At 57.7% G+C, this 22,803-nt stretch carries 24 protein-coding genes; 15 read left to right on the top strand and 9 right to left on the bottom strand.

Annotation, left to right across the window (positions count from 1 at the left end; genetic code table 11):
- Window positions 1-95 precede the first annotated feature (95 nt).
- Window positions 96-1,448, top strand: coding sequence for a metalloprotease PmbA (gene pmbA, locus ACMWKK_RS09140; protein WP_032643854.1), 1,353 nt, complete (start codon window positions 96-98; stop codon window positions 1,446-1,448).
- A 41-nt stretch (window positions 1,449-1,489) separates the two neighbouring features.
- Window positions 1,490-1,876, top strand: coding sequence for a cytochrome b562 (gene cybC, locus ACMWKK_RS09135; RefSeq protein ID WP_014882281.1), 387 nt, complete (start codon window positions 1,490-1,492; stop codon window positions 1,874-1,876).
- A 70-nt stretch (window positions 1,877-1,946) separates the two neighbouring features.
- On the opposite strand, the gene ACMWKK_RS09130 is transcribed toward cybC, so the two are convergent.
- Together ACMWKK_RS09130 and ACMWKK_RS09125 are read right to left on the bottom strand one after the other, a co-directional pair.
- Window positions 1,947-2,069: a Hok/Gef family protein gene (locus tag ACMWKK_RS09130; protein WP_223239959.1), complete on the bottom strand. Its 123-nt coding sequence runs from the start codon at window positions 2,067-2,069 to the stop codon at window positions 1,947-1,949.
- Entirely contained in the window at window positions 2,011-2,205 is a 195-nt protein-coding gene (locus ACMWKK_RS09125) for a hypothetical protein (protein WP_045329808.1), read from the bottom strand. Before ACMWKK_RS09125 ends, ACMWKK_RS09130 begins: the two co-directional genes overlap by 59 nt.
- 315 nt (window positions 2,206-2,520) lie before the next feature.
- On the opposite strand from ACMWKK_RS09125, the gene ACMWKK_RS09120 reads away from it, so the two are divergent.
- The 12 genes from ACMWKK_RS09120 to ACMWKK_RS09065 all read left to right on the top strand — a co-directional run bounded on the left by ACMWKK_RS09120 (window position 2,521) and on the right by ACMWKK_RS09065 (window position 11,684).
- Complete coding sequence (locus tag ACMWKK_RS09120) at window positions 2,521-2,859, top strand: glycine dehydrogenase (RefSeq protein WP_112780438.1); 339 nt, start codon at window positions 2,521-2,523, stop codon at window positions 2,857-2,859.
- 10 nt (window positions 2,860-2,869) lie between these two features.
- Window positions 2,870-3,232 carry an SFCGS family glycine-rich protein gene (locus ACMWKK_RS09115; RefSeq protein ID WP_006810339.1) on the top strand — a complete coding sequence of 121 codons (363 nt, stop codon included), beginning with the start codon at window positions 2,870-2,872 and terminating at the stop codon, window positions 3,230-3,232.
- 2 nt (window positions 3,233-3,234) lie between these two features.
- Window positions 3,235-3,534 carry a DUF4312 family protein gene (locus tag ACMWKK_RS09110; protein WP_008501409.1) on the top strand — a complete coding sequence of 100 codons (300 nt, stop codon included), beginning with the start codon at window positions 3,235-3,237 and terminating at the stop codon, window positions 3,532-3,534.
- A 22-nt stretch (window positions 3,535-3,556) separates the two neighbouring features.
- Window positions 3,557-4,333, top strand: a complete 777-nt coding sequence (locus ACMWKK_RS09105) for a DUF4311 domain-containing protein (protein WP_008501408.1) — start codon at window positions 3,557-3,559, stop codon at window positions 4,331-4,333.
- 13 nt (window positions 4,334-4,346) lie between these two features.
- Entirely contained in the window at window positions 4,347-4,988 is a 642-nt protein-coding gene (locus ACMWKK_RS09100) for a DUF4310 family protein (protein ID WP_023310183.1), read from the top strand.
- Window positions 4,989-5,030: 42 nt separating this feature from the next.
- On the top strand, window positions 5,031-6,164 hold the full coding sequence (locus tag ACMWKK_RS09095; RefSeq protein WP_112780439.1) for an amidohydrolase/deacetylase family metallohydrolase: 1,134 nt from the start codon (window positions 5,031-5,033) through the stop codon (window positions 6,162-6,164).
- Entirely contained in the window at window positions 6,148-7,266 is a 1,119-nt protein-coding gene (locus tag ACMWKK_RS09090) for a DgaE family pyridoxal phosphate-dependent ammonia lyase (RefSeq protein WP_112780440.1), read from the top strand. Before ACMWKK_RS09095 ends, ACMWKK_RS09090 begins: the two co-directional genes overlap by 17 nt.
- The gene (gene dagF / locus ACMWKK_RS09085; RefSeq protein ID WP_112780441.1) at window positions 7,263-8,003 is read left to right on the top strand and encodes a 2-dehydro-3-deoxy-phosphogluconate aldolase; all 741 of its coding nucleotides are present in this window, start codon (window positions 7,263-7,265) and stop codon (window positions 8,001-8,003) included. The genes ACMWKK_RS09090 and dagF overlap by 4 nt, the downstream gene beginning before the upstream one ends.
- 20 nt (window positions 8,004-8,023) lie before the next feature.
- On the top strand, window positions 8,024-9,160 hold the full coding sequence (locus ACMWKK_RS09080; RefSeq protein ID WP_112780442.1) for a lactonase family protein: 1,137 nt from the start codon (window positions 8,024-8,026) through the stop codon (window positions 9,158-9,160).
- A gap of 19 nt (window positions 9,161-9,179) precedes the next feature.
- Window positions 9,180-11,090, top strand: a complete 1,911-nt coding sequence (locus ACMWKK_RS09075; RefSeq protein WP_045329792.1) for a BglG family transcription antiterminator — start codon at window positions 9,180-9,182, stop codon at window positions 11,088-11,090.
- Window positions 11,091-11,167: 77 nt separating this feature from the next.
- Window positions 11,168-11,410 carry a type II toxin-antitoxin system RelB/DinJ family antitoxin gene (locus ACMWKK_RS09070; protein ID WP_023331889.1) on the top strand — a complete coding sequence of 81 codons (243 nt, stop codon included), beginning with the start codon at window positions 11,168-11,170 and terminating at the stop codon, window positions 11,408-11,410.
- Window positions 11,400-11,684 (top strand): type II toxin-antitoxin system RelE family toxin, encoded by a 285-nt coding sequence (locus tag ACMWKK_RS09065; protein ID WP_112780443.1) that lies wholly within the window; start codon window positions 11,400-11,402, stop codon window positions 11,682-11,684. The genes ACMWKK_RS09070 and ACMWKK_RS09065 overlap by 11 nt, the downstream gene beginning before the upstream one ends.
- Window positions 11,685-11,687: 3 nt before the next feature.
- Here the strand turns inward: ACMWKK_RS09065 and nrdG are convergent, their stop codons facing one another.
- The 5 genes from nrdG to ACMWKK_RS09040 all read right to left on the bottom strand — a co-directional run bounded on the left by nrdG (window position 11,688) and on the right by ACMWKK_RS09040 (window position 19,352).
- Window positions 11,688-12,152 (bottom strand): anaerobic ribonucleoside-triphosphate reductase-activating protein, encoded by a 465-nt coding sequence (nrdG, locus tag ACMWKK_RS09060; protein ID WP_112780444.1) that lies wholly within the window; start codon window positions 12,150-12,152, stop codon window positions 11,688-11,690.
- Between the two features lie 105 nt (window positions 12,153-12,257).
- Window positions 12,258-14,396 carry an anaerobic ribonucleoside-triphosphate reductase gene (gene nrdD / locus ACMWKK_RS09055; protein WP_112780445.1) on the bottom strand — a complete coding sequence of 713 codons (2,139 nt, stop codon included), beginning with the start codon at window positions 14,394-14,396 and terminating at the stop codon, window positions 12,258-12,260.
- Between the two features lie 370 nt (window positions 14,397-14,766).
- Window positions 14,767-15,339, bottom strand: a complete 573-nt coding sequence (locus ACMWKK_RS09050) for a PTS sugar transporter subunit IIA (RefSeq protein ID WP_112780446.1) — start codon at window positions 15,337-15,339, stop codon at window positions 14,767-14,769.
- 1 nt (window position 15,340) lies between these two features.
- A complete protein-coding gene (locus tag ACMWKK_RS09045; protein ID WP_112780447.1) occupies window positions 15,341-17,938 on the bottom strand; it encodes a glycoside hydrolase family 38 C-terminal domain-containing protein in 2,598 nt (865 codons plus the stop codon).
- A gap of 10 nt (window positions 17,939-17,948) precedes the next feature.
- Window positions 17,949-19,352 (bottom strand): PTS fructose transporter subunit IIC, encoded by a 1,404-nt coding sequence (locus ACMWKK_RS09040; RefSeq protein WP_406542784.1) that lies wholly within the window; start codon window positions 19,350-19,352, stop codon window positions 17,949-17,951.
- A 179-nt stretch (window positions 19,353-19,531) separates the two neighbouring features.
- On the opposite strand from ACMWKK_RS09040, the gene ACMWKK_RS09035 reads away from it, so the two are divergent.
- Window positions 19,532-20,191, top strand: a complete 660-nt coding sequence (locus tag ACMWKK_RS09035; protein ID WP_112780449.1) for a MurR/RpiR family transcriptional regulator — start codon at window positions 19,532-19,534, stop codon at window positions 20,189-20,191.
- Between the two features lie 8 nt (window positions 20,192-20,199).
- On the opposite strand, the gene ACMWKK_RS09030 is transcribed toward ACMWKK_RS09035, so the two are convergent.
- A complete protein-coding gene (locus ACMWKK_RS09030) occupies window positions 20,200-20,946 on the bottom strand; it encodes an oligogalacturonate-specific porin KdgM family protein (RefSeq protein ID WP_045331753.1) in 747 nt (248 codons plus the stop codon).
- A 183-nt stretch (window positions 20,947-21,129) separates the two neighbouring features.
- Entirely contained in the window at window positions 21,130-22,785 is a 1,656-nt protein-coding gene (gene treC / locus ACMWKK_RS09025) for an alpha,alpha-phosphotrehalase (protein ID WP_112780450.1), read from the bottom strand.
- Window positions 22,786-22,803: the final 18 nt, after the last annotated feature.

The raw sequence follows: 22,803 nt of genomic DNA, 5'->3' as shown, positions 1-22,803 counted from the left end.
GTCAGGCTCCTTAAAAAAAGAGGCTAATGTTACCAGTTAAGACGCGCACTGAAAAACGGTTCTCTGTTAGACTTCAGTTAACTCTCTCTTACAGTATGGCATTTGCGATGAAAGTAACCTCACAAGTTGAAGCGCAGCGTAAGATTCTGGAAGAAGCCGTCTCCACCGCGCTGATGCTTGCTTCAGAAAAATCAGATGGCGCCGAAGTGGCGGTCAGTAAAACCACCGGCATCAGCGTGAGCACCCGCTATGGTGAAGTGGAGAACGTAGAATTCAACAGCGACGGCGCGCTGGGGATCACGGTCTATCACCAGAATCGCAAAGGCAGCGCGTCATCCACCGATCTCAGCCCGGACGCCATTGCCCGTACGGTGCAGGCGGCGCTGGATATTGCCCGCTATACCTCGCCGGATCCTTACGCCGGCGTGGCGGATAAAGATCTGTTGGCCTTTGACGCGCCGGATCTCGATCTTTTCCACCCGGCGGAGGTGACCCCGGACGAAGCCATCGAGCTGGCCGCGCGCGCCGAGCAGGCTTCCCTGCAGGCCGATAAGCGCATCACCAATACCGAAGGCGGCAGCTTCAACAGCCACTACGGCATCAAGGTATTCGGCAACAGCCACGGCATGCTCCAGGGCTACTGCTCTACCCGTCATTCGCTCTCCAGCTGCGTCATCGCCGAAGAGAACGGCGACATGGAGCGCGACTACGCCTACACCATTGGCCGCGCGCTGGGAGATTTGCAGTCTCCGGAGTGGGTCGGAAAAGAGTGCGCCGAGCGCACGCTGTCCCGCCTGTCGCCGCGCAAGCTCTCCACCATGAAGGCCCCGGTGATTTTTGCCAACGAAGTGGCAACCGGCCTGTTTGGCCATCTGGTGGGCGCTATCGCAGGCGGATCCGTTTACCGTAAATCGACCTTCCTGCTCGACTCGCTGGGCAAGCAGATCCTGCCGGAATGGCTGACCATCGAAGAGCATCCCCACCTGCTGAAAGGGCTGGCCTCCACGCCGTTCGACAGCGAAGGCGTGCGTACCGAGCGGCGCGATATCGTCAAAGATGGCGTGCTGACCCAGTGGCTGCTGACCAACTACTCCGCGCGCAAGCTGGGGCTGAAAAGCACCGGCCACGCGGGCGGCATCCACAACTGGCGCATTGCCGGACAGGGCCTCAACTTTGAGCAAATGCTGAAAGAGATGGGCACCGGTCTGGTAGTGACCGAGCTGATGGGCCAGGGCGTAAGCGGCATTACCGGCGACTACTCGCGCGGTGCGGCGGGCTTCTGGGTGGAAAACGGCGAAATTCAGTATCCGGTGAGCGAAATCACGATTGCCGGCAACCTGAAGGACATGTGGCGCAACATCGTTACGGTCGGTAACGATATTGAAACACGTAGCAATATACAGTGTGGTTCTGTGTTACTGCCGGAAATGAAAATCGCCGGTCAGTAATACCCGTAATGGCGTGTTAATAATAAAAAAGGAAGTGAGCAATGCGTAAACACCTGTTAGCGATCGTCGCAGCTTCAACGCTGGTTCTTGGCTCTTCTGCGTTTGCTGCCGATCTTGAAGAAGACATGGGCATCCTCGGGCAAAACCTGAAGGTGGTGCAAAAGACCGACAATGCGGCGGAAATGAAAGACGCCCTGACCAAAATGCGTGAAGCCGCGCTGGACGCCCAAAAAGCGACGCCACCGAAGCTGGAAAGCAAAGCGGCAGACAGTGCAGAGATGAAGGACTATCGTCACGGCTTTGACGTGCTGGTCGGCCAGATCGACGGCGCGCTGAAGCTGGCAAACGAAGGCAAAGTGAAAGAAGCCCAGGCGGCGGCCGAGCAGTTTGTGACCACGCGCAACACGTACCATAAAAAGTATCGTTAATTGGGTGCCTGAGCTGTACGTCCTTTCTCCGTATGCGGAGGCGCATTACGCGCCTCCGCATCTTTGCTCCCTACTGGCCGGAGCGACAATCCATCCGCGCTGTCACTTCAAGCGAGCCGTTTCGAAAACGGATCTCACACAGTGTTTTCCTCGTCACCAGCGTTAAGATGATTATCGTCAAAGAAATAATCATCAAAACCCCGATACTTGGGGATTGGCGTTTCATGGATGCCTCCTTGCTTTAAAGCGGGCGAGGTAGCAAACATCACGTGGCTAGACGTGTCGTTTACAGCCCCGTCCTGATTTAAATTCAGGTAGGGGCTTTCCACTTTCCGTCCCATGCCTGAGACGGTCAGTCTCAAGCACCCGCCGCCACTCTACCCAATCCCCATAAGAAAACCTTATCCACGTCACATTTCTACGAGCCTGCTCGGAATCTTTTCCACTCTGATTACCCATTCGTTGCCGCTTAATAGCGTGATATTCATCACGTAAATACAGCGGTTTATCCAGATTCACCGCATTTATGTGGCACAGATCACTGCTGCGGCTCGCCTTTCCACTTCGAAGTGGAAAACAACTCGCTACAAACAATTCCCCCCCAACGTTAGTTTTATTCCAGAGCCATTAACGGGGTAAGACCAGTGATTAACGGAGCGGTAATGAACGACGTTGGGGAACAGACGGTGCAAACAGAACAACTCGCAAACACCATGCTGCAGCAGGTCTATGCCCTGCTGGCCCGGAACAACATCATCCCCAACGCGGTACAGGAGCAGATGCTCACCTCCCACGTCCGCGCCATGGCGCACCGGTCCGTGACCGGCGAGCCGCTGCCGGAGGTCGAAGCGGAGCTGTTCGACGAAATTTCACCCGATTCAATGCGGCTCGCCCGTGAAGTGGTCGCGCAGTTTGGCAATCTTCCTGATGAAGAAGCCTGGCTGCTCTCCGTTCACTTTGAAGTCGCGAAAGACAACCTTTAAGGAGCAACACATGGAACAGATTACAGTCGTGATTGGCGATCGCCTGGGTAAAGGTCAGAAAGTGGCGGCCGGTGTGGAAAAAGCCGGTGGACGCGCGGTGGTTGTGCCGGGCATGGCGGCGGATATGAAGCTCGGCGACGTGATGAAGGCGGAAAACGCCACCTTCGGCATCTCCTTCTGCGGCAGCGGCGGCGCAGGTGCCATCACCGCGCAAACTAAGTATGGCTACAAGGCAAAATACGGCATGCGTTCCGTGGACGAGGGCGTCACCGCCATCAACGAAGGCTGCAACGTGCTGGGCTTTGGCTTTATGGATAAAGAAGAGCTGGGCGAGCGTCTGGTGCAGGCGTGGCAGAAGAAATACGGCGCATAAGCATGAAAGAACAGTTCACAACCACGGTGAGAGTGAAGGGGAAAGGCGACGCTAAAGCGCGCGCCTTTGCCGACGCGCTCAACCACGTTCAGGCCGCGGTGATGAAAGCCTCACCGCATATCTTACTGCGTATTGAGCCACAGGATGTGCAGGTCGTTCAGGCGCAAGAAGCGGTGCGAAAAGAAGCGTTTCTGTTCTTCTTTCTGCGCCGGGAAAGACGCACCTACAGCGTGGAGCTGGATGTGACCGTCAACGTGACCGCCATCAATCTCGATCGGGTGGATTTCGTCACGCAACGCTGATTATTCATAAAAGGGCAGACTGATGTTCTTAATTATATTAATAAAATCGCTCATCATCGGCGGCCTGGTAGGCGTCGGTGTCGGGGCCGGGGCTGCACGCATGTTTCATGCGCCTACCACTCAGGGTATGGGCGCGTTTCGTACGTTGGGAGAACTGAACTCCTGCGAAGGGGATCCGGCGTCCCACTTCTCCTTTGGGTTAGGTTTCTTCTTTAACGCCTGGGCCTCTTCCGTGGCCGCAGGGGCTTTCACACAGGACGTCGACCACCGCATCATCCCAAACTGGGGCGCGGCGGCACTGATGATCAAAAACCGTAACGTCGGCGAAACGCTGCACGACCCGCGCAAAATGGCGATTGCCTGCGGCGTGATCGGCATGATCGTCGTCACCTTCCTTAACCTGACCGCCTCCTCCGTTCCCGCTGCGCTTCAGGTCACCGCCGTGAAGGTGCTGGTGCCTGCGGCAAACCTGCTGGTCAATACCGTGATGCCGGTGATCTTCTGGCTGGCGGCCATCGACGCGGGTAAAAAATCGGGCTTCTGGGCGACTATTTTCGGCGGCGCGGCGCAGCTGATCATGGGCAACGCCGTACCGGGCCTGGTGCTGGGGATCCTGATCGGTAAAGGCGTGGAAGAGAGCGGCTGGAACCACGTCACCAAAGTGATGATGGCGGCGATCGTTCTGCTCTTCGTGCTGAGCGGCTTCTTCCGCGGCTTCGACATGAAGATGATCGAATCCTTCCACCTGACCGTGCCGAACTGGCTCGACATGATCCACAACTCGCTCAGCGGTAAATAACAGGAGCCTCGACATGGAACAGAATAAAGGTTTTTGGTATGCCGACTGGTCGTTCCCGATCTTCGTTGGCCTGCTCTCCTCCGGCGTCTTCGCCGGGACGCACATGTACTACCTCTACGGCATCGGCGCGTTTAACGAAGTGGCCTTCGTGGCGATGCTGAAAGCGGGCATTGATACCGGCGTTTACGGCGCGGTGGCGGCGTTCGGCGCAAGCTTCCTGTTTGCGCGCATCATTGAAGGGTCGCTGGTCGGCATTCTCGATATTGGCGGGGCGATTCAGACCGGCGTGGGCCTCGGCGTTCCGGCGCTGCTGCTGGGTGCGGGCATCATGTTCCCGGTGACCAACTTCATTGCCGCGCTGATTACCGGCCTGGTGATTGGCCTGGCGATTGGCTACGTCATTATCCTGGCGCGTAAGTTCACCATCAACCAGAGCAACTCCACCTACGGCGCGGACGTGATGATGGGCGCGGGTAACGCCTCCGGCCGCTTCCTCGGGCCGTTGATTATCCTCAGCGCCATGACCGCCTCCATTCCTATCGGCGTCGGCTCCCTGCTGGGGGCGCTGGTGTTCTACATCTGGCAGAAGCCGATCACCGGTGGCGCCATTCTTGGTGCAATGCTGCTGGGCTGGCTGTTCCCGGTCGCCCTTTAATACCTGCGGGCGCTGCGGCGCCCGCCTTACCAGGAGATCCTCATGTTTGATTTACTCCTGCGCCGTGCGCGCCTTGCCGACGATACCCTGACCGATATCGCCATTCAGGACGGGAAGATCGCCGCGACGGGCGACATTATCGCCCCCGCGCGTAAAACGGTTGAGCTGAACGGCGACGTGTTCGTCAGCGCAGGCTGGATTGACTCCCACGTTCACTGCTACCCGAACTCGCCGATTTACCACGACGAGCCGGACAGCGTGGGCATTGCCACCGGCGTCACTACCGTGGTGGACGCAGGCAGTACCGGTGCCGACGACGTGGATGATTTCTATAACATTACCCGCAAAGCCTCCACCGAGGTGTTTGCCCTGCTCAACATCTCCCGCGTGGGGCTGATTGCCCAGAACGAGCTGGCCAATATGGCGAATATTGACGCCGACGCGGTGAAGCAGGCGGTGACGCGCCACCCGGATTTTATCGTCGGCCTGAAGGCGCGCATGAGCAGCAGCGTGGTCGGTGAAAACGGCATTACGCCGCTGGAACGCGCGAAAGCCATTCAGAAAGAGAACGGCGACCTGCCGCTGATGGTGCACATCGGCAACAACCCGCCGAACCTCGACGAGATTGCCGAACTGCTCAGCTCCGGCGACATCATTACCCACTGCTACAACGGCAAACCCAACCGCATTCTGACGCCGTCCGGCGAGCTGCGCGCCTCCATCACCTCCGCCCTGAAGCGCGGCGTGCGTCTGGACGTGGGCCACGGTACGGCGAGCTTCAGCTTTGAGGTGGCGAAACGCGCCATCGCGATGGGCATTCTGCCGCACACCATCAGCTCGGATATCTACTGCCGCAACCGCATTAACGGCCCGGTAGGAAGCCTGGCGAGCGTGATGTCGAAGTTTCTCGCCATCGGCATGTCCTTGCCGCAGGTGATTGACTGCGTCACCGCCAACGCCGCAGACGGCCTGCGCCTGACGCGCAAGGGCCGCATCCAGCCGGGTCTTGACGCCGACCTGACGCTGTTCACGCTCAAACGCCAGCCGACGGTGCTGACGGATGCTGAAAACGACAGCCTGCAGGCTGAACACATTCTGGTGCCGCTTGCCGCGATCCGCGCGGGCAAGGGCTACATGACCGAACAAGGGAGCACGGAACATGTCTTCGATTTATGAGAAGTACCATTTAAAGCAGGTTATCAACACCTCTGGCCGCATGACGGCGCTGGGCGTCTCCACGCCGCGCCCGGAGGTGGTGCAGGCGGCGATGGACGGCATGAATCACTATTTCGAGATGAAGGACCTGGTCAATAAAACCGGGGAGTACATCGCGAAGCTGCTGGACGTGGAGGGGGCGACGGTGGTCTCCTGCGCGTCGGCGGGCATTGCCCAGTCCGTGGCGGCGGTGCTGGTGAAAGACAGCGACTGGCTGCTGGAAAACCTGCACGTGACCCCGATTGAGAACAACGAGATCGTCCTGCCGAAAGGCCACAACGTGAACTTTGGCGCGCCGGTGGGCACCATGGTGGCGCTGGGCGGCGGCAGGCTGGTGGAAGCGGGCTACGCCAACGAATGCTCCGCCGATCAGCTGGCGGCGGCGATCACCCCGCGCACGGCAGCGATCATGTACATTAAATCGCACCACTGCGTGCAGAAAAGCATGCTCAGCGTCGAGCAGGCGGCGGTTGTGGCGCGCAAGCACGATCTGCCACTGATCGTTGACGCGGCGGCGGAAGAAGATCTCCATACCTATTACCGTTCCGGCGCGGACCTGGTGATTTACAGCGGCGCGAAGGCAATTGAAGGGCCGACCAGCGGGCTGGTGATCGGCAAGACCCAGTACGTTGAGTGGGTGAAGCGGCAGACGGCGGGCATTGGCCGCGCGATGAAGGTGGGCAAAGAGGGCATTCTCGGCCTGACCTGCGCCATCGAACACTACCTGACGGCGACCAAAGAGAGCGGCGCCGAGATGGTGGCGAAGATGACGCCGTTTATCGACGCGCTTAACACCCTGAACGGCGTCACCGCGCGCGTAGTCTGGGACAGCGCCGGGCGCGACATCGCGCGAGCGGAAATTAAGTTTGACGAAGCCGCAACCGGCGTCGGCACGGGCGACCTGGTGGCGAAGCTGAAGCAGGGGGAATACGCCATTTACTTCCGCGGCTACAAGGCTAACGAAGGGATTATCGAAGCGGACGTGCGCAGCGTAAACGCTGACCAGCTGAACGTAGTGTACCGCCGCATTAGCGAAGTATTAGGACAGGAGAAAAACGCATGAAACTGACCCCCAACTTTTACCGTGACCGCGTCTGCCTGAACGTGCTGGCGGGCTCAAAAGCCAACGCCAGCGCCATCTACGAGGCGGCGGAAGGCCACGTGCTGGTGGGCGTGCTCTCCAAAAATTACCCGGACGTGGCCAGCGCGGTGGCGGATATGCGCGAGTACGCGGCGCTGATTGATAATGCGCTCTCGGTTGGCCTGGGCGCGGGGGATCCGAACCAGTCCGCGATGGTGAGCGAGATCTCCCGTCAGGTGCAGCCGCAGCACGTGAATCAGGTCTTTACCGGCGTCGCCACCAGCCGCGCGCTGCTGGGGCAGAATGACTCCGTGGTCAACGGTCTGGTCTCGCCGACCGGTACCGTCGGGATGGTAAAAATCTCCACCGGCCCGCTGAGCAGCGCGGCACCAGACGGTATCGTGCCGGTTGAAACCGCGATTGCCCTGCTGAAAGACTTCGGCGGCAGCTCGATCAAATACTTCCCGATGGGCGGCCTGAAGTGCCGTGACGAATACCAGGCGGTGGCGGAAGCCTGCGCCCGCCACGACTTCTGGCTGGAGCCGACGGGCGGTATCGATCTGGAAAACTATGAAGAGATCCTGCAGATCGCCCTCGACGCGGGCGTGAGCAAAATCATCCCGCATATTTACAGCTCGATTATCGACAAGGCCAGCGGCGACACGCGTCCGGAAGACGTGCGTACGCTGCTGGCGATGACGAAGAAGCTGGTTAAGTAATAACACCCAAAGGAGCCACCATGCACACCCGTAACCTGCTCGTCGCTTCACTCTCTTTGCTCGCCACCGCGGCCATCGCCCAGCCGCAGTTCGCCTGGGTCGGCACCTACAACCCCAACGGCGAAGGGCTGTACCGCTTTACCGTCGACCCGCAAACCGGTGCGCTCGGCAATAAAACGCTGGTGAGCAAGCTGCCGAACGCCGCGCAGCTTACCCTCGCGAAAGATGGCAAAACGCTCTACCTGGCAAGCGAAGTGGAGCAGGGCGTGGTGCAGGCGCTGCGCGTCGGCGATAACGGGGAACTGAACGAGCTGAATCAGGTGGCGTCCGGCGGCGCGGGGCCGGTCTATCTTGCCCTGACGCCGAACGGCCAGAGCCTGCTGGTGGCAAACTACGTCAGCGGATCGATTGCCGTTTTGCCGATCAACGCAGACGGCAGCCTGGGGGAGGCCACGGACACGCATCAGGATCGGGGTGAACCGGGCGCGGCGAAGCCGGAAGCGGCAGCGGAGGGCAGTTTTGCCATCAGCGATCACAATGGCCCCCACGCGCACATGATCGCCGCCGATCCGAGCGGAAAGTACGTGTTCTCCACCGATCTGGGGTTAGATCGCATCTATCAGTACCGGTTTGACGATCGAACAGGGAAGCTGACCCCGAACGATCCGCCGTTTATCAGCGCCTCCTCGAAAGGGGCCGGGCCGCGCCACTTTGTCTTTACGCCGAAGGGCGATGCCCTGTGGCTGATTAACGAAGAGGCGTCCACGCTGACCCATTATACCGTGAACGCCAACGGCACCCTGAAAGAGGGCAAAACGCTTTCCGCCCTGCCGGAAGGGTACAAAGGCACCAGCTTTGCTGCCGGGCTCGCATTAAGCGCCGATGGCAAGCAGCTGTATGTGGCTAACCGTTTGCATAACAGCATCGGGCACTTTACCGTAACGGCAGAGGGCACGCTGACGCATCAGGACGACGTGTGGACGCGCGGCGACTACCCGCGCACCCTGACGCTCGACAAGCAGGGGCGCTGGCTGTACGTCATGAACCAGCGCAGCGACAACATTACCCGTTTCCGCGTCGGTCAGGACGGCAAGCTAGGCTTTGAGCCAGACTATACCCCGGTCGGCAGCCCATCCCAGATGGTCATTTCACCTTAAGCTGTAAGAGGACAAACTCGTGCGATTTCCGAACCAACGTTTAGCGCAACTTTTCGACCTGCTGCAAAACGAGACGCTGCCGCAGGACGAGCTGGCGCAGCGGCTGTCGGTCTCCACGCGAACCGTCCGTGCCGATATCACCGCCCTGAATGCGCTGCTGGCGAGCCACGGGGCGCAGTTTATCCTGAGCCGGGGCAACGGCTATCAGCTTAAAATTGACGATGCTGCCCGTTATCAGCAGCTACAGGCCTCCCACCCGCGCGCGCTGCGAATTCCCCGGACCGGGCCGGAGCGCGTGCATTATCTGGTGGTGCGTTTTCTGACCTCTGCGTTTTCACTCAAGCTTGAGGACCTGGCGGACGAGTGGTTCGTCAGCCGCGCCACGCTGCAAAGCGACATGGCGGAGGTGCGCGAGTGGTTTCATCGCTACAACCTGACGCTGGAAACGCGTCCTCGCCACGGCATGAAGCTGTTTGGCAGCGAGATGTCGACCCGCGCCTGCCTGACCGATCTGCTCTGGGAGCTGGCGCAGCAGGACAGCCTGAACCCGCTGGTGACCGACGTGGCGCTCAACGCCGGCGTGGCGGAGCAGATGGTGCCCGTGCTGCACGATGCCTTAACGCGTCACCATATTCGCCTCACCGACGAAGGCGAGCTGTTCCTGCGCCTCTACTGCGCGGTGTCGGTGCGCCGCATCAGCGAAGGTTACCCGCTGCCGGAATTCCACGCCGAAGACGTGGAAGAGAACGTGCGCGAGGCGGCGAAGGATATCGCGGTGACCATCCAGCGACTGGCGGGCAAGGCGCTTTCACCGTCGGAGGAGAGCTGGCTGTGCGTGCACATTGCGGCGCGGCAGATTCAGGAGATTGCCCCGAGCGCGATTAACGCGGATGACGACGAAGCGCTGGTTAACTACATCCTGCGCTACATCAACACCCACTATAACTACAACCTGCTCAGCGACGCGCAGCTGCACGCGGACCTGCTCACGCACATCAAAACCATGATCACCCGCGTGCGGTATCAAATCATGATCCCCAATCCGCTGCTGGATAACATTAAGCAGCACTATCCGATGGCGTGGGATATGACGCTCGCGGCGGTGTCGAGCTGGGGCAAATACACGCCGTATGCGATCAGCGAAAACGAGATTGGCTTCCTGGTACTGCATATTGGCGTCGGGCTGGAGCGTCACTACAACATCGGCTACCAGCGCCAGCCGCGCGTGCTGCTGGTCTGCGACGCCGGTAATGCCATGGTCCGCATGATTGAGGCGGTGCTACAGCGTAAATATCCCCAAATTGAGGTCACGCGCACGCTCACCCTGCGCGAGTACGAGCAGGTGGAATCGCTGAGCGAGGACTTTGTCATCGCCACCGCCCGCGTCAGCGAAAAGTCGAAACCGGTGGTGACGATCGCCCCGTTCCCGACCGACTATCAGCTGGAGCAGATCGGCAAGCTGGTGCTGGTGGACCGTACCCGCCCGTGGATGCTGGATAAATACTTCGACGCGGCCCATTTCCGCATTATTGATAAGCCTGTCGATCAGCAGACGCTGTTCCGGGAACTGTGCGCGCAGCTTGAAGGCGAGGGGTTTGTCGGCGCGGAGTTTCTGGACTCGGTCATTGAGCGTGAAGCCATCGTCAGCACCATGCTCGGCGACGGCATCGCGCTGCCGCACTCCCTCGGCCTGCTGGCGCAGAAAACGGTGGTCTATACCGTGCTGGCCCCGCACGGCGTGCAGTGGGGCGACGAAACCGCGCACGTCATCTTCCTGCTCGCCATCAGCAAAAGCGAATACGAAGAGGCGATGGCGATTTACGATATCTTTGTCACCTTCCTGCGTGAACGGGCCATGTCGCGGCTCTGCAGCTGCGGCGATTTTGCCGAGTTTAAGGCGGTGGCGATGGAGAGTTTGAGTCGGTTTTGAGAGGCGTTATCCAGAATTCGATGTAATGCGAATGTAATGCTAAACTGCATTACACATTCGATTTTACCGGAGGCATAATGGCCACGCTGAACGTCCGTCTCGATGACAAACTCAAAAACGAGGCTTATGCCGTGCTCGAAAAACTCAATATTACCCCAACGGAAGCGGTGCGATTGCTGTTTCAGTACGTCGCGGAGACGGGACGTATGCCAGTGAAAACGGTCACCATTAGCGACAGTGAAGATGAACTGATACAGACAGTCCGGGAGCGACTGGCTAATCCGCAAAAGGGAATTAAGGTTAGTCTGGATGACTTATGAACTGGCATTTGACCCGAGGGCGTTGAAGGAGTGGCATAAGCTGGGCGATACGGTGAAAGCCCAGTTTAAGAAAAAACTTGCCGACGTACTGGTTCACCCCAGGGTCGAATCCGCCCGCCTGCATGGACTGCCGGATTGCTACAAAATCAAACTCAAAGCGTCCGGCTATCGCCTGGTTTATCAAGTTCAGGACAGCGTTATAACGGTATTTGTTATCGCTATCGGTAAGAGAGAGAAATCAGCCGTCTATCATGATGCAAACAAACGGCTCTAACGCTCACCGCAAATGATGCACAACCTGGTTGCTGCTGCCGCGCCAGATGAGCGCCGGGTCTTTTAAATCCTGCACGAACTTGCCGTCGACCAGGACGTTAATCAGATCCACCACTTCCCTCTGAGCAGCGTTTAGCTCATTCAACGTGTAGCCTGTCCAGACCCAGATATCTTTTCCCGGACACTCTGCGCGAATGCGTTTCACTAATTTCAGAATATCCGGCACGTTTTGCGGGTGCAGGGGGTCGCCACCGGAAAGTGAGATCCCCTGACGCTGAATGCGCGTGTCGTTCAGGTCGCCGATGATTTTATCTTCCATCTCGGCGGTGAACGGCATGCCGGAATTCAGGCGCCAGGTGCTTTTGTTGTAGCAGCCGGGGCATTCGTGGACGCAGCCTGAGACAAACAGGGTGCAGCGGGTGCCGGGGCCGTTGACGATGTCGACGGGGTAGTACTGGTGATAGTTCATTGCGAATAACCACGCCGGGTGGCGCTGCGCTTACCCGGCCTACAAAAGTGAGCGGTTCGTAGGCCCGGTAAGCGCAGCGCCACCGGGCATGAACGTGGCAGCGGATTACCCGATCTGCCCATTCCCCAGATGCTTCACGCGGCGCTTCACCTCTTCCTGCTTGCCGGCGTTAAACGGACGCGCGTCCGGGCTGCCGAGATAGCCGCACACGCGGCGGGTCACGGAAACGCGGGCCGCGTCGTGGTTGCCGCATTTCGGGCAGGTAAAGCCTTTGCTCGTACACTCGAACTCACCGGTAAAGCCGCACTCGTAGCACTCGTCGATGGGCGTGTTGGTCCCGTAATACGGCACGTGCTGGTAGCTATAGTCCCACACGTCTTCCAGCGCCTTCAGGTTGTGCTGGATGTTCGGGTACTCGCCGTAGCAGATGAAGCCGCCGCTGGCGATCGGCGGATAGGCCGCTTCAAAGTCGATCTTGTCGTACGGGTTCACCTTTTTCTCTACGTCGAGGTGGAAGCTGTTGGTGTAATACCCTTTGTCGGTCACGCCTTCCACAATCCCGAACTCGGCGGTGTCCAGACGGCAGAAGCGGTCGCACAGGTTTTCGCTCGGCGTGCTGTAGAGGCTAAAGCCGTAGCCGGTCTCTTCTTTCCACTGGTCTACCGCGTCGCGCAGGCGCTGCACGATGGCGATCCCTTTCTCACGCAGCATTTCGCTGTCGTACATGTGCTGGTCGCCAAACAGCGCGTTGATGGTTTCGTGGATGCCGATATAGCCCAGCGAAATGGACGCGCGGCCGTCTTTGAAGATCTCGGACACGTCATCGTCGGCTTTCAGACGCACGCCGCAGGCCCCTTCCATATAGAGGATTGGCGCCACGCGGGCTTTGACGCCTTCAAGGCGTGCTATGCGGGTCATCAGCGCCTTACGCGCCAGCTGCAGACGTTCGTCCAGCAGTTTCCAGAATTCCGCTTCATTACCTTTGGCCTCCAGCGCGATGCGCGGCAGGTTTAGGCTGATCACGCCCAGGTTGTTACGCCCGTCGTGGATCTGCTCGCCGTTTTCATCCTCGTACACGCCAAGGAAGCTGCGGCAGCCCATCGGCGTTTTAAACGAGCCCGTGACTTTCACCACCTGATCGTAGTTCAGGATGTCCGGGTACATGCGCTTGCTCGCGCACTCCAGCGCCAGCTGCTTGATGTCGTAGTTCGGATCGCCAAACTTGTGGTTCAGGCCGTCGCGAATGGCGAACACCAGTTTTGGGAACACCGCCGTTTTGCGGTTTTTGCCGAGGCCGGAAATGCGGTTGCGCAGGATGGACTGCTGAATCAGGCGCGATTCCCAGCTGGTGCCCAGGCCAAAGCCGAAGGTGACAAACGGCGTCTGGCCGTTGGCGGTGTGCAGCGTATTTACCTCATACTCCAGCGACTGGAACGCGTCGTAGCACTCTTTTTCGGTGCGGGAGTGGGCGTAGCCGTCAGCGTCCGGAATCTGCCACTCTTCGGCCGTTTTACGGTGCTTGTTGAAGCTTGCCGTCACGAACGGGGCCAGCACTTCGTCAATGCGGTTAATGGTGGTGCCGCCATAGATGTGGCTGGCGACCTGGGCAATAATCTGCGCCGTGACCGCGGTGGCCGTGGAGATGGACTTAGGCGGTTCAATCTCGGCGTTACCCATTTTAAAGCCGTGGGTGAGCATGCCTTTCAGGTCGATCAGCATGCAGTTGAACATCGGGAAGAAGGGAGAGTAGTCGAGATCGTGGTAGTGGATCTCACCGCGCTCGTGCGCCGAGACCACGTCGCGCGGCAGCAGGTGCTGGCGGGCGTAGTGTTTGGCGACGATACCGGCCAGCAGGTCGCGCTGGGTCGGGATCACCTTACTGTCTTTGTTGGCATTTTCATTGAGCAGGGCCGAGTTGGTCTGCTCCACCAGGCCACGGATCTCCTGGTTCAGACGTCCTCGCTTCTCACGCTGCACGTCACGATCGTGGCGGTACTCAATGTAGGCGCGCGCCAGCTGCTTGTAGGGCCCCGCCATCAGCTGATTCTCAACCGCGGTCTGGATCTCATTGATATCGACCTGGCTACGTTCGTTCATCTGGCTGCTAACGACGTCTGCGACGGTGGCGCAGTAATCTGCGTCATCGACTCCCGCTGCTTTAGCTGCACGCAGAATGGCTTCCTGGATGCGCTCTGATTTAAACGGCACTTTACAGCCATCACGTTTCATCACATGCGGTGTCATGATCACTCCATTTTTTAAAAACAGGTTATCCACAGAGGTGGAGAAGACTTCACCGGGCGTATTCCCCGCCGGGCCAAAGACTTCCCGCGTTCCCAGCTCGTGTTATCCACAATTCCGGCCAGCGTAAGCGCCGTCTTGTTGTTGGAATAGTAGACGATAAATACAATATGTTGGGTCGGCGTGCATTTTAAGTGCTACATATAGTGATTTGCATCAAACATGTTTGCGTTTTATTTGATGCAGAACAAAGTAAAAAGGCGAGAGTACAAACGGCGGGCTCTACAGGCTTTGTAAAGTAGGGGGAGAAAAATCTGATTAATTATTCAACAAAAACAAGCGCTCAGCACGGTGGGGACTGAGCGCAACGGGATTAATGTCCCCCGCAGACCCAGCTTAACCCGGCCTGTAAAAAGGCGGCGCTAGCGATGGTGCCCAGCACCAGCGGGATGAGAAGGGAACGAGCGGGAACCGCATGTTCGACAGGGGGGGCTTCCGTACTCAGGGCGGACATGGCCTCTTCCCGGGTGCGCGCCGCCAGAAGCTGCTCACGCACCCGGTCTTCCGTCAACAGGCTGGTCAGCGTCGTCAGCAGCTGCATATGCGTGCTGCCTGCTTCAGCAGGAGGAATAGCGAGCAGGAAGACCATGCTCACCTCTTCCTCCCCCTCCAGTCCCGGCCAGCGTATCGGGTCGTCAAAGAGCGCCAGGCAAAACGCCGCCTGATGCACCGTCTCCGATTTACCGTGCGGAACGGCGAGCGCTTCGCCCAGGGCGGTAGGTCCTTCACTTTCACGCTGTAAAACGCTGTGGATAAACGCCTCTTGATCGCTGATGATTTTCCGCTTTGCGAGCGGTTCGGTGAGCCAGCGGATCAGCGCTTCAGGCGTACGGCATGGCGGGTTGATAAAAACCAGATCGGGGTGCGTCAATGCAAGCAAGTTCATGTTAAGCCTCAATCAAAAAATCGCAGGTCGCGGAAGGGAGGATCGCCGTAACCGGCGGCACGGGTTCTTCCAGATAGTTGATCTGACGAAGCCCAGCCAGCGCCGCAGGAACGCGAACCGGCTGAGTACCGGCGTTAAACACGCGGACGACTGTACCAGGCGACCGTTGGGCATGGGGCAAGGCAGAAAGAATGAGCGGCTCCGGTAGGGTTAGCAGCGAAAATTGTGCCGGAAGGCGGCGTTCAAACAGACGTAACGAAAAGCGCTCAAGGCGGTGATCGAGCGTATGCAGCGTTTGCCGCTGATAGGTATAAGGTTCTCCAGCCACCTGATTTTCCAGCTGGCGAAGCGTGAGATGGTCTGCGTTATCAGCCAGCGCGACGGTGAATGAAAAGTGCAGCGGCTTCAGCAGCTGGGCATCGGGGGTTTCAACGACCGTATTATTGATGCCGGAGGCCCGGCCCGGTCGCCAGTCAAGGTCGTTTCGCCCGAGCACCCCCGTCGATTTGAACAATGTCAGAGCTATAGCCGCCGGTTCGCTGCCGATAATCTGAAATTCCTTCATGCCGCGGCTATTCACCACCAGCGCTTTTCCTGCTTCCGCGATAGCGATAATGCCATCGCTGGTTTCGATATCCACGGGCTTCTCCCGATAGCGTTCCTGCCACTTTTCATCGTCATAACCCGTTTTACGGCGGATGACCGCAAAGGGCTGTGAGGCGATGGAGTGATGAGTCTGGATATCGCTATTGATCAGCACGCGCAGCCGGTGATCGCAGTGGCTATTTTCCAGCGAACTGTCGACATACAGGTTCGGATCGTCATGGCGCAATTCGCACGCCACACGCAGGGTTAACGGTTTTCGGGCCGTATCCTGACGTCCGGCGAGATCCTGCGGCAGAAGCAGCGTCGCCTCAATAACCAGCTTTTCGACAAGAGGTGTTTTCAGGCAGTCAATAAGCGTGAAATGAGAACAGCGAGTCGGCGTATTGCCCGCGAGCGGTGAGAAATCGTAGCTGTCGCCCGCATCCGCGCAGTCTTCGAGGGTGAAGAGAGAGGGGATACATCTGCCGTTGCGTTTGTCCTTCAGGGTTAACGTTCCGGCGTCCAGCGTCAGCCGATAATGCGCATTCTCTATTTCGCCTCCCTTTATCTGTTCAGGCTGCCGGAAAGGCGTGGGGCTATCTTCAACGTTTACGGTCAGATAGCCGACCGGCGGCAGAAGCGGGGTTTGCACTGCAACCTGCCAGCGATAATAAGGAGGAAGGGGCGTCTCGCATTCCCCTTCGGCGGTAAGGGAAATTGCCGTTCCGCCGGGCAGACTATCCCTTTTCAGAACATCAAAGGAGATGGGCCGCCCCTGACAGGACAGAGTGATATTTTCAGCGCGGCTGTACAGCGTGGTTTTAATCACGCGCCGCGCTGGGGTCGCCAGCGGGTTAAACAGCAGCAGGTCGCCTTCCTGCGCGCAGGCGCTAGCCAGGGTTTTCACCACCACATTCCACAGGCTGTGGCACAGCTGCTCGGTTTGCGCCATTCGATGCAGAATGTCGCGGTTAGTCGTATCGCTATTACAGCCGCCGATGGAGTCGTGGGCATGGCTTCGCAACAGCTTCTTCCAGAGCGTATCGACCACTGAGAGGTTGACCGGGATCCCCTGATGCCGCGCCATGGCGATCGTCGGCTCCAGCTGTCGCAGGATAAACCGCTCAATTTCATCATTTTTCTTTTTGATGTCGTAGCGCACGGAGCCGATAGTTTTGTGGATACGGGTGTAGCGCGGCGATTTCAGCTCGCCTTCCCAGCATTCAAATTGGTCACGCTGTTCGCGCAGGATGTCGACGTAGCGCTCCAGCGAGCTGATGACGTACTGGTCCTGGTGCGGGGAGTGTGTGCTCGCGACCTGCAGAATTGTCGGCAGCGTCGGGTCAATGCTGACCTGATCCCCACCGCAGGGCAGGAGCAGGTCATGTATACCGGCCCGCGATCGCAGCAGATCGACCATCGGATAGATTTTCCCCTGCAGATGGCTGGCTTCTGCGGAGATATTTTTAGCCGCACCATACCCGAGCGCCATCACGCAGGCGATGACGCTCGCACCTGACGGCGCGCGCCAGATAAACTGGCTGTTTTTGGCCTGCCGGTCGTGATCGATACCTCGCCAGAAGACGATGTTGTCGATATTGCAGCCCTGCAAAATCGTGGGCATCTGCGCATTGTGACCGAAGGTATCCGGCAGATACCCGACCTGCATCGCATGCCCCAGCGTCCGGGCGGCGAAGATACCGTACTTGAGATTGCGGATAATGGATTCGCCATGCACGTTGTAGGTATCCGTCTGGGTATACCACGGCCCCACAAAAACCCTTTTCTCGGTGACCAGTTTTTCCAGCCTGGCGCGATAATCCGGGTTGATGGCGAGAAAGTCATCCACCACCGCCATCTGTCCGTCAAGGTGATAGCAGCGGTAAGCCGGGTTTTGCTCCAGCGTGTCGATGACGTCGGCAAAGTTATATGACGCCAGCACCATGCTGTCCTGACGGGTGAAGTACCACTCCTGATCCCAGTGGGTGTGGGCAATAACGTGGATCTGATTCATGGCGTTCCCCTTACCTGCCGTGCTTTGGGCTGACATAAAGCACGCCCAGGGCGCAAATCAGTGCGCCGATAAAGACGCTCACCAGGTAACCCGCCACGTTGGTGGCCAGCGGCCAGCCCCAGATGGCGGGTAGAGGCAGCGTTTGTTTCACGCCAAGGGCAACGGCGACCAGCGCGCCGACGACGGCACCGGTCATGAACACCGGGATCAGACGTGGGTTTTTCAGGATGAAGGGGATAGCGCCTTCCGAGATCCCGATAACACCCAGTAACAGCGAGGTGCTGCCAACGGTTTTCTCTTCCTGGTTGAAGACATTCGGCAGACCAAAGCGGCCGTTGAGGAATGCAGCAAAGCCAACGCCAATGGAGGGGATCACGATGGAGAGTTCACGGGCGGTTAAGTCAAAGGTCTCGCTCATGCCATTCAGACCGAGCGCGACAGAACCTGCCGCCTTGTTGACCGGACCGCCCAGGTCAAAAGCGGTGCCTGCAGCAATCATCGCGGAATAGAAACCGCGTCCGGTATCACCTGCCGAGGTAAAAAAGACCACCATCAGTTGGTTAAGCGAGCCAAAAATCGGGTTGATCAGATACTCCATGACCATCACCAGCGTAATGCCGGTGATCAGCGGGACGATCAGCATGGTCTTAATGGTGGTGAGCTGCTGGCGGACGTGAATAGAATCATTAAGCCAGCGCACCAGATAGCCCACAAAAAAGCCAATGCCGATGGCGCCGAAAAAACCGGACGGCATAAAGCCCTCAATATCAAAGAAGCGTTTGTAGACATCGTCGGACATGATGCCGCCGATAAGCCCGGGGATCAGCGCGGGTTTACCGGCAATCGCAAAGGCCAGATACATGGCGAAGACGGGATACATGAACTTGATGGTCATAAAGCCCACTTTATCCAGCACGCTGAACGGCGAATGTTCAATATTAATAAACTGGCCGGTAATTTTTGCCGTCGCCATCATTAGCCCGCCCATGACCACGACCGGTAACATATAGCTGATGGCCGCCATGATATGGCCAATAAAAATCTGGTAAGTCGAACGCCGGATATCGTCCTCGTCTTCATCTGCCACGGTGGTGGCATTTTTTTCCATTGCCAGCGCCTGACGCAGATAGCGATCGGTGTGCTTGATCAGTTCCTGAGTGCGGGTCTGAAGGTGGGGAATGTTTTCAAAGCGCTCGGCATCCTGAATGGGAACGTCGGTAGCCAATATAATGGCGGTGGCGGAGGCAATATCCTGCTTTGTTAAGCGATTTTTAACGCCGTCGCTGCCCTGCGTTTCGACCTTTACCTCCATGTTATGCGCTTTAGCCCATGTAATAATTTTATTTGCCGCCATAAAGGTGTGGGCAATGCCTGTTGGGCAGGCCGTTACCGCGACAACTTTTTGTTTCGTCATTGTCATAATTCCCTGGATGTGAAAACAGGGAAAGTATAAAGAGAAGCCAAAGTAGTTTTTAACGTTTGCTAATACTTATTACGTATCGTGATACGCGAGCACGCAATATGTGAAGCGCCTTCCAGAGGCTATTTTGCCATTATGGTAATATCATGTCGGGATTAAACAGGGTGTAATATATGAATTCATTTCAGGGAAGTGAACGTTTGATATTTGAATACATTCAACATCATGCGTCTAATATTTCTAATATATCGGCAAAAGAGATTGCCCGTGATACTTTTACGACAACGACTTCCGTAAATCGCGTGTGTAAAAAAATGGGGTATAAAAGCTATACCGAGCTTCGGTATCGTTTTTTACGCGATCGTTCTACCCCTGCGCCTGCAAACCCTGACGTGGGGCAGCAGGGGGACGATGTTGTGGCCGAGGTGTCCAGGCTGCTGATCCATTCCAGCCATATTTTTCTCTACGCACGGGGCGCATCGCTCACCAGCCTCAACTATCTGTCGCGTTTTTTATCCCTGGCGAGCCTGCCGCATCTCATTCTTAATGATATGCATCAGCTGACGCGAGTATCGAAGGGAACGCTGGTGTTGATCAGTAAATCCGGAGAGACACAGTCTTTAATTGAAATGGCGCGTAACGCGCTGCGCAAAGGGTTAAAAATTATTGCGATCACCCGCGAGGGGTCTACGCTGGCCGCGCTCTCTTCATTGTGCTGGCCGCTGTTGATTGATATCAATGCGGTTTCGCTGTATCAGCGGGAAGGGCAGCTTGAACTGCTGACCGCCGTTGATCGTATCGGCTGCAGGCTGCTGCAGCACGATACGGTGTAGTCAGGCCGTTAGAGTTTTTTCACTACGCCAAGACGGATGGCGTAATCATTTTTATGATCGCCATTATCGGTAATGTATGTTTTATCCAGTGAGACCAGTTCGACGTAAGGTGTCCAGCCATCGTCGAGCTTATAGTTGAATGCGACGGTATGTTCCCAGTAGGTGTCATCTCCGGTACCCTGATCGACACCATCCTGCCAGCGGAAGCGTGGGTTGTAGGACATCCCGAATTTGCCAATGTTATAAGCGAACCAGATGTCGAACTGGTGTGACTGGCGGCGGGTATAACCGCTTCCGTCTAATTCTCTGTCGCTGTGCGCATCATTGACGGTGTTATAGCGATAACGGGCAGAGAGGTTTAAACCGTTATCGAACGCTTTCCAGCCCTGAATGAAGGGGCGGTAATGGGTATTGCTGGCGGTGAAAACCGTTACCATGCCGGGTGCAACGGCGAAGCCGTTTCCAAGATCGAAGCGCCAGCGCGTTTCGATCTCCTGTGCCGCCTCCGTTACTCCCTTGTCGTCTGGGTTATATCGGTCGGTATCGCCAAAAAAGGTATCGTTGTGGTTTTGTGCGGCTTCAACGGAGAAATAAAAACCGTTATCCGCCTGATGCATAACCTTAATACGTGAATCATTTACGTCTGAGCGCGTGTTATGACCAAACCGAAGGTCAACGGACGTATTTCCGCACCATCCCTGTGCGCTCAATAATAATGCACTAATACACGTTGTCTTAATAATTGTCTTTTTCATAATGTCCTGCCGAGGTTATTTTATTGGCAGGGGTATTTTTATTTTCGGTACGCCGCGATGTAAAAGTTATCGTCGTACATTTAGCGTATCGCTAAACATAAAATGTGTTTCGCCCGGCGGCGCTACGATGTCTAGCCAAATGAAGGCCGGGTCAACGCAGCGCCATCCGGCAAAACAGACGGCTTAGTCCTGCACCCACCAGATAGCTTCAAACGGGCGCAATTGCAGCGTATCGGGACGGGAGGAAGCCTCTTCATAGTTACTGAGTGCGACCCGCCATGCACCCTGCACCGGCGCCGGTTGCCACTGCTGGCGCTCGCGGCTCAGGTTCGCCACCACTATCAGCGTCTGCCCCTGCCACTGACGGCGGTAACACCACAGAGCAGGGTGTTCCGGCAGGAGATCCTCATAATCTCCCCACGTCAGTACCGGCAGCGATTTGCGCAGGCTAATCAGCGACTGATAGGTGTAGAACACCGAATCCGGGTCGTCCAGCGCGGCACGGGCGTTCACCGTCTCGTAGTTGTCGCAAACCCCAATCCACGGTTCGCCCCCGGTAAAGCCCGCGTTGTGCGACGCGTCCCACTGCATTGGCGTGCGGCCATTATCGCGGGATTTGCTCGCCAGAATCGCCAGCAGTTCCTCCGGATCGCGACTGTTTGCCCGCATTTCGGCGAACATGTTCAGGCTTTCCACGTCGCGGTAATCGGTGATGCGGCTGAAGTGCGGGTTGGTCATCCCCAGCTCTTCGCCCTGATAGATGTACGGCGTGCCCTGCATGCCGTGCAGCACCATGCCGAGCATTTTTGCAGCGTGAACGCGGTGTTCGCCTTCATCGCCAAAGCGGGACACGATGCGCGGCTGATCGTGATTACACCAGAACAGCGCGTTCCAGGCCCTGCTGTGCATCCCCTGCTGCCAGTGGCGGAAGAGGGTTTTCAGCGCGACGAAGTCCGGCTTCGCCTTCGTCCACTTCTCGCCGCCGGGGTAATCCACCTTCAGGTGGTGGAAGTTAAAGGTCATCGACAGCTCGCTGCCGTCGAGCGACGCGTACTGCTGGCAGTTTTCCAGCGAGGTCGAGGACATCTCGCCCACCGTCATCAGGCTGCGCGGGGTGAAGACGTCGCGGCTCATCTCCTGCAGATATTCGTGAATGCGCGGCCCGTCGGTGTAGAAGCGGCGACCGTCGCCATGCTCGTCGTCCGGGAAATCCTGATCTTTTGAAACCAGGTTAATCACGTCCAGGCGCAGGCCGTCCACGCCGCGATCGGCCCAGAATTCGCACACCTTTTTCAGCTCGGCGCGCACCGCCGGGTTTTCCCAGTTGAGATCCGCCTGCTCCGGCGCGAACAGGTGCAGGTAATACTGCTCGCTCTCGGGGTGCCAGCGCCAGGCGTTGCCGCCAAACTTGGAGCGCCAGTTGTTAGGCAGCTGCTCCGGCGTGCCGTCGCGCCAGATGTAGAACTGGCGGTACGGGCTCTCTTTGTTCAGCGACTCGCGGAACCACGGGTGCTGCGTCGAGGTGTGGTTGAACACCATATCCAGCACGATGCGGATGCCGCGCGCGTGCGCTTCGGCGACCAGCTCGTCAAAGTCATCCAGCGTGCCATAGGACGGGTCGATGGCGGTGTAATTCGCCACGTCGTAGCCGTTATCCACCTGCGGGGAGATATAAAACGGCGTCAGCCAGATGGCGTCAATGCCGAGGGTTTTCAGGTAGTCCAGACGCTGCGTCACGCCGCGCAAATCGCCGGTGCCGCTGCCGGTGGTGTCCTGGAAACTCTTTGGGTAAATCTGATAGATGACGCCGTTCTGCCACCAGTGAGGAAGGGTATTCATAGTGTGTTCCTGCAAATG

This window comes from Enterobacter sp. 01-M-03-SI-ECC (genome assembly GCF_047530215.1).
GTDB lineage: Bacteria > Pseudomonadota > Gammaproteobacteria > Enterobacterales > Enterobacteriaceae > Enterobacter > Enterobacter chengduensis.
Note: the sequence above shows the minus strand (reverse complement) of the source record. Positions and strands in the feature narration are given on the sequence as shown.

Bases quoted from the DNA above. Each gene is read 5' to 3' on its own strand.
- pmbA (WP_032643854.1), top strand. From the start codon at position 96: ATGGCATTTGCGATGAAAGTAACCTCACAAGTTGAAGCGCAGCGTAAG.
- cybC (WP_014882281.1), top strand. From the start codon at position 1,490: ATGCGTAAACACCTGTTAGCGATCGTCGCAGCTTCAACGCTGGTTCTT.
- ACMWKK_RS09130 (WP_223239959.1), bottom strand. From the start codon at position 2,069: ATGATTATTTCTTTGACGATAATCATCTTAACGCTGGTGACGAGGAAA.
- ACMWKK_RS09115 (WP_006810339.1), top strand. From the start codon at position 2,870: ATGGAACAGATTACAGTCGTGATTGGCGATCGCCTGGGTAAAGGTCAG.
- ACMWKK_RS09110 (WP_008501409.1), top strand. From the start codon at position 3,235: ATGAAAGAACAGTTCACAACCACGGTGAGAGTGAAGGGGAAAGGCGAC.
- ACMWKK_RS09105 (WP_008501408.1), top strand. From the start codon at position 3,557: ATGTTCTTAATTATATTAATAAAATCGCTCATCATCGGCGGCCTGGTA.
- ACMWKK_RS09100 (WP_023310183.1), top strand. From the start codon at position 4,347: ATGGAACAGAATAAAGGTTTTTGGTATGCCGACTGGTCGTTCCCGATC.
- ACMWKK_RS09095 (WP_112780439.1), top strand. From the start codon at position 5,031: ATGTTTGATTTACTCCTGCGCCGTGCGCGCCTTGCCGACGATACCCTG.
- ACMWKK_RS09090 (WP_112780440.1), top strand. From the start codon at position 6,148: ATGTCTTCGATTTATGAGAAGTACCATTTAAAGCAGGTTATCAACACC.
- dagF (WP_112780441.1), top strand. From the start codon at position 7,263: ATGAAACTGACCCCCAACTTTTACCGTGACCGCGTCTGCCTGAACGTG.
- ACMWKK_RS09080 (WP_112780442.1), top strand. From the start codon at position 8,024: ATGCACACCCGTAACCTGCTCGTCGCTTCACTCTCTTTGCTCGCCACC.
- ACMWKK_RS09070 (WP_023331889.1), top strand. From the start codon at position 11,168: ATGGCCACGCTGAACGTCCGTCTCGATGACAAACTCAAAAACGAGGCT.
- ACMWKK_RS09065 (WP_112780443.1), top strand. From the start codon at position 11,400: ATGACTTATGAACTGGCATTTGACCCGAGGGCGTTGAAGGAGTGGCAT.
- nrdG (WP_112780444.1), bottom strand. From the start codon at position 12,152: ATGAACTATCACCAGTACTACCCCGTCGACATCGTCAACGGCCCCGGC.
- nrdD (WP_112780445.1), bottom strand. From the start codon at position 14,396: ATGACACCGCATGTGATGAAACGTGATGGCTGTAAAGTGCCGTTTAAA.
- ACMWKK_RS09050 (WP_112780446.1), bottom strand. From the start codon at position 15,339: ATGAACTTGCTTGCATTGACGCACCCCGATCTGGTTTTTATCAACCCG.
- ACMWKK_RS09045 (WP_112780447.1), bottom strand. From the start codon at position 17,938: ATGAATCAGATCCACGTTATTGCCCACACCCACTGGGATCAGGAGTGG.
- ACMWKK_RS09040 (WP_406542784.1), bottom strand. From the start codon at position 19,352: ATGACGAAACAAAAAGTTGTCGCGGTAACGGCCTGCCCAACAGGCATT.
- ACMWKK_RS09035 (WP_112780449.1), top strand. From the start codon at position 19,532: ATGAATTCATTTCAGGGAAGTGAACGTTTGATATTTGAATACATTCAA.
- ACMWKK_RS09030 (WP_045331753.1), bottom strand. From the start codon at position 20,946: ATGAAAAAGACAATTATTAAGACAACGTGTATTAGTGCATTATTATTG.
- treC (WP_112780450.1), bottom strand. From the start codon at position 22,785: ATGAATACCCTTCCTCACTGGTGGCAGAACGGCGTCATCTATCAGATT.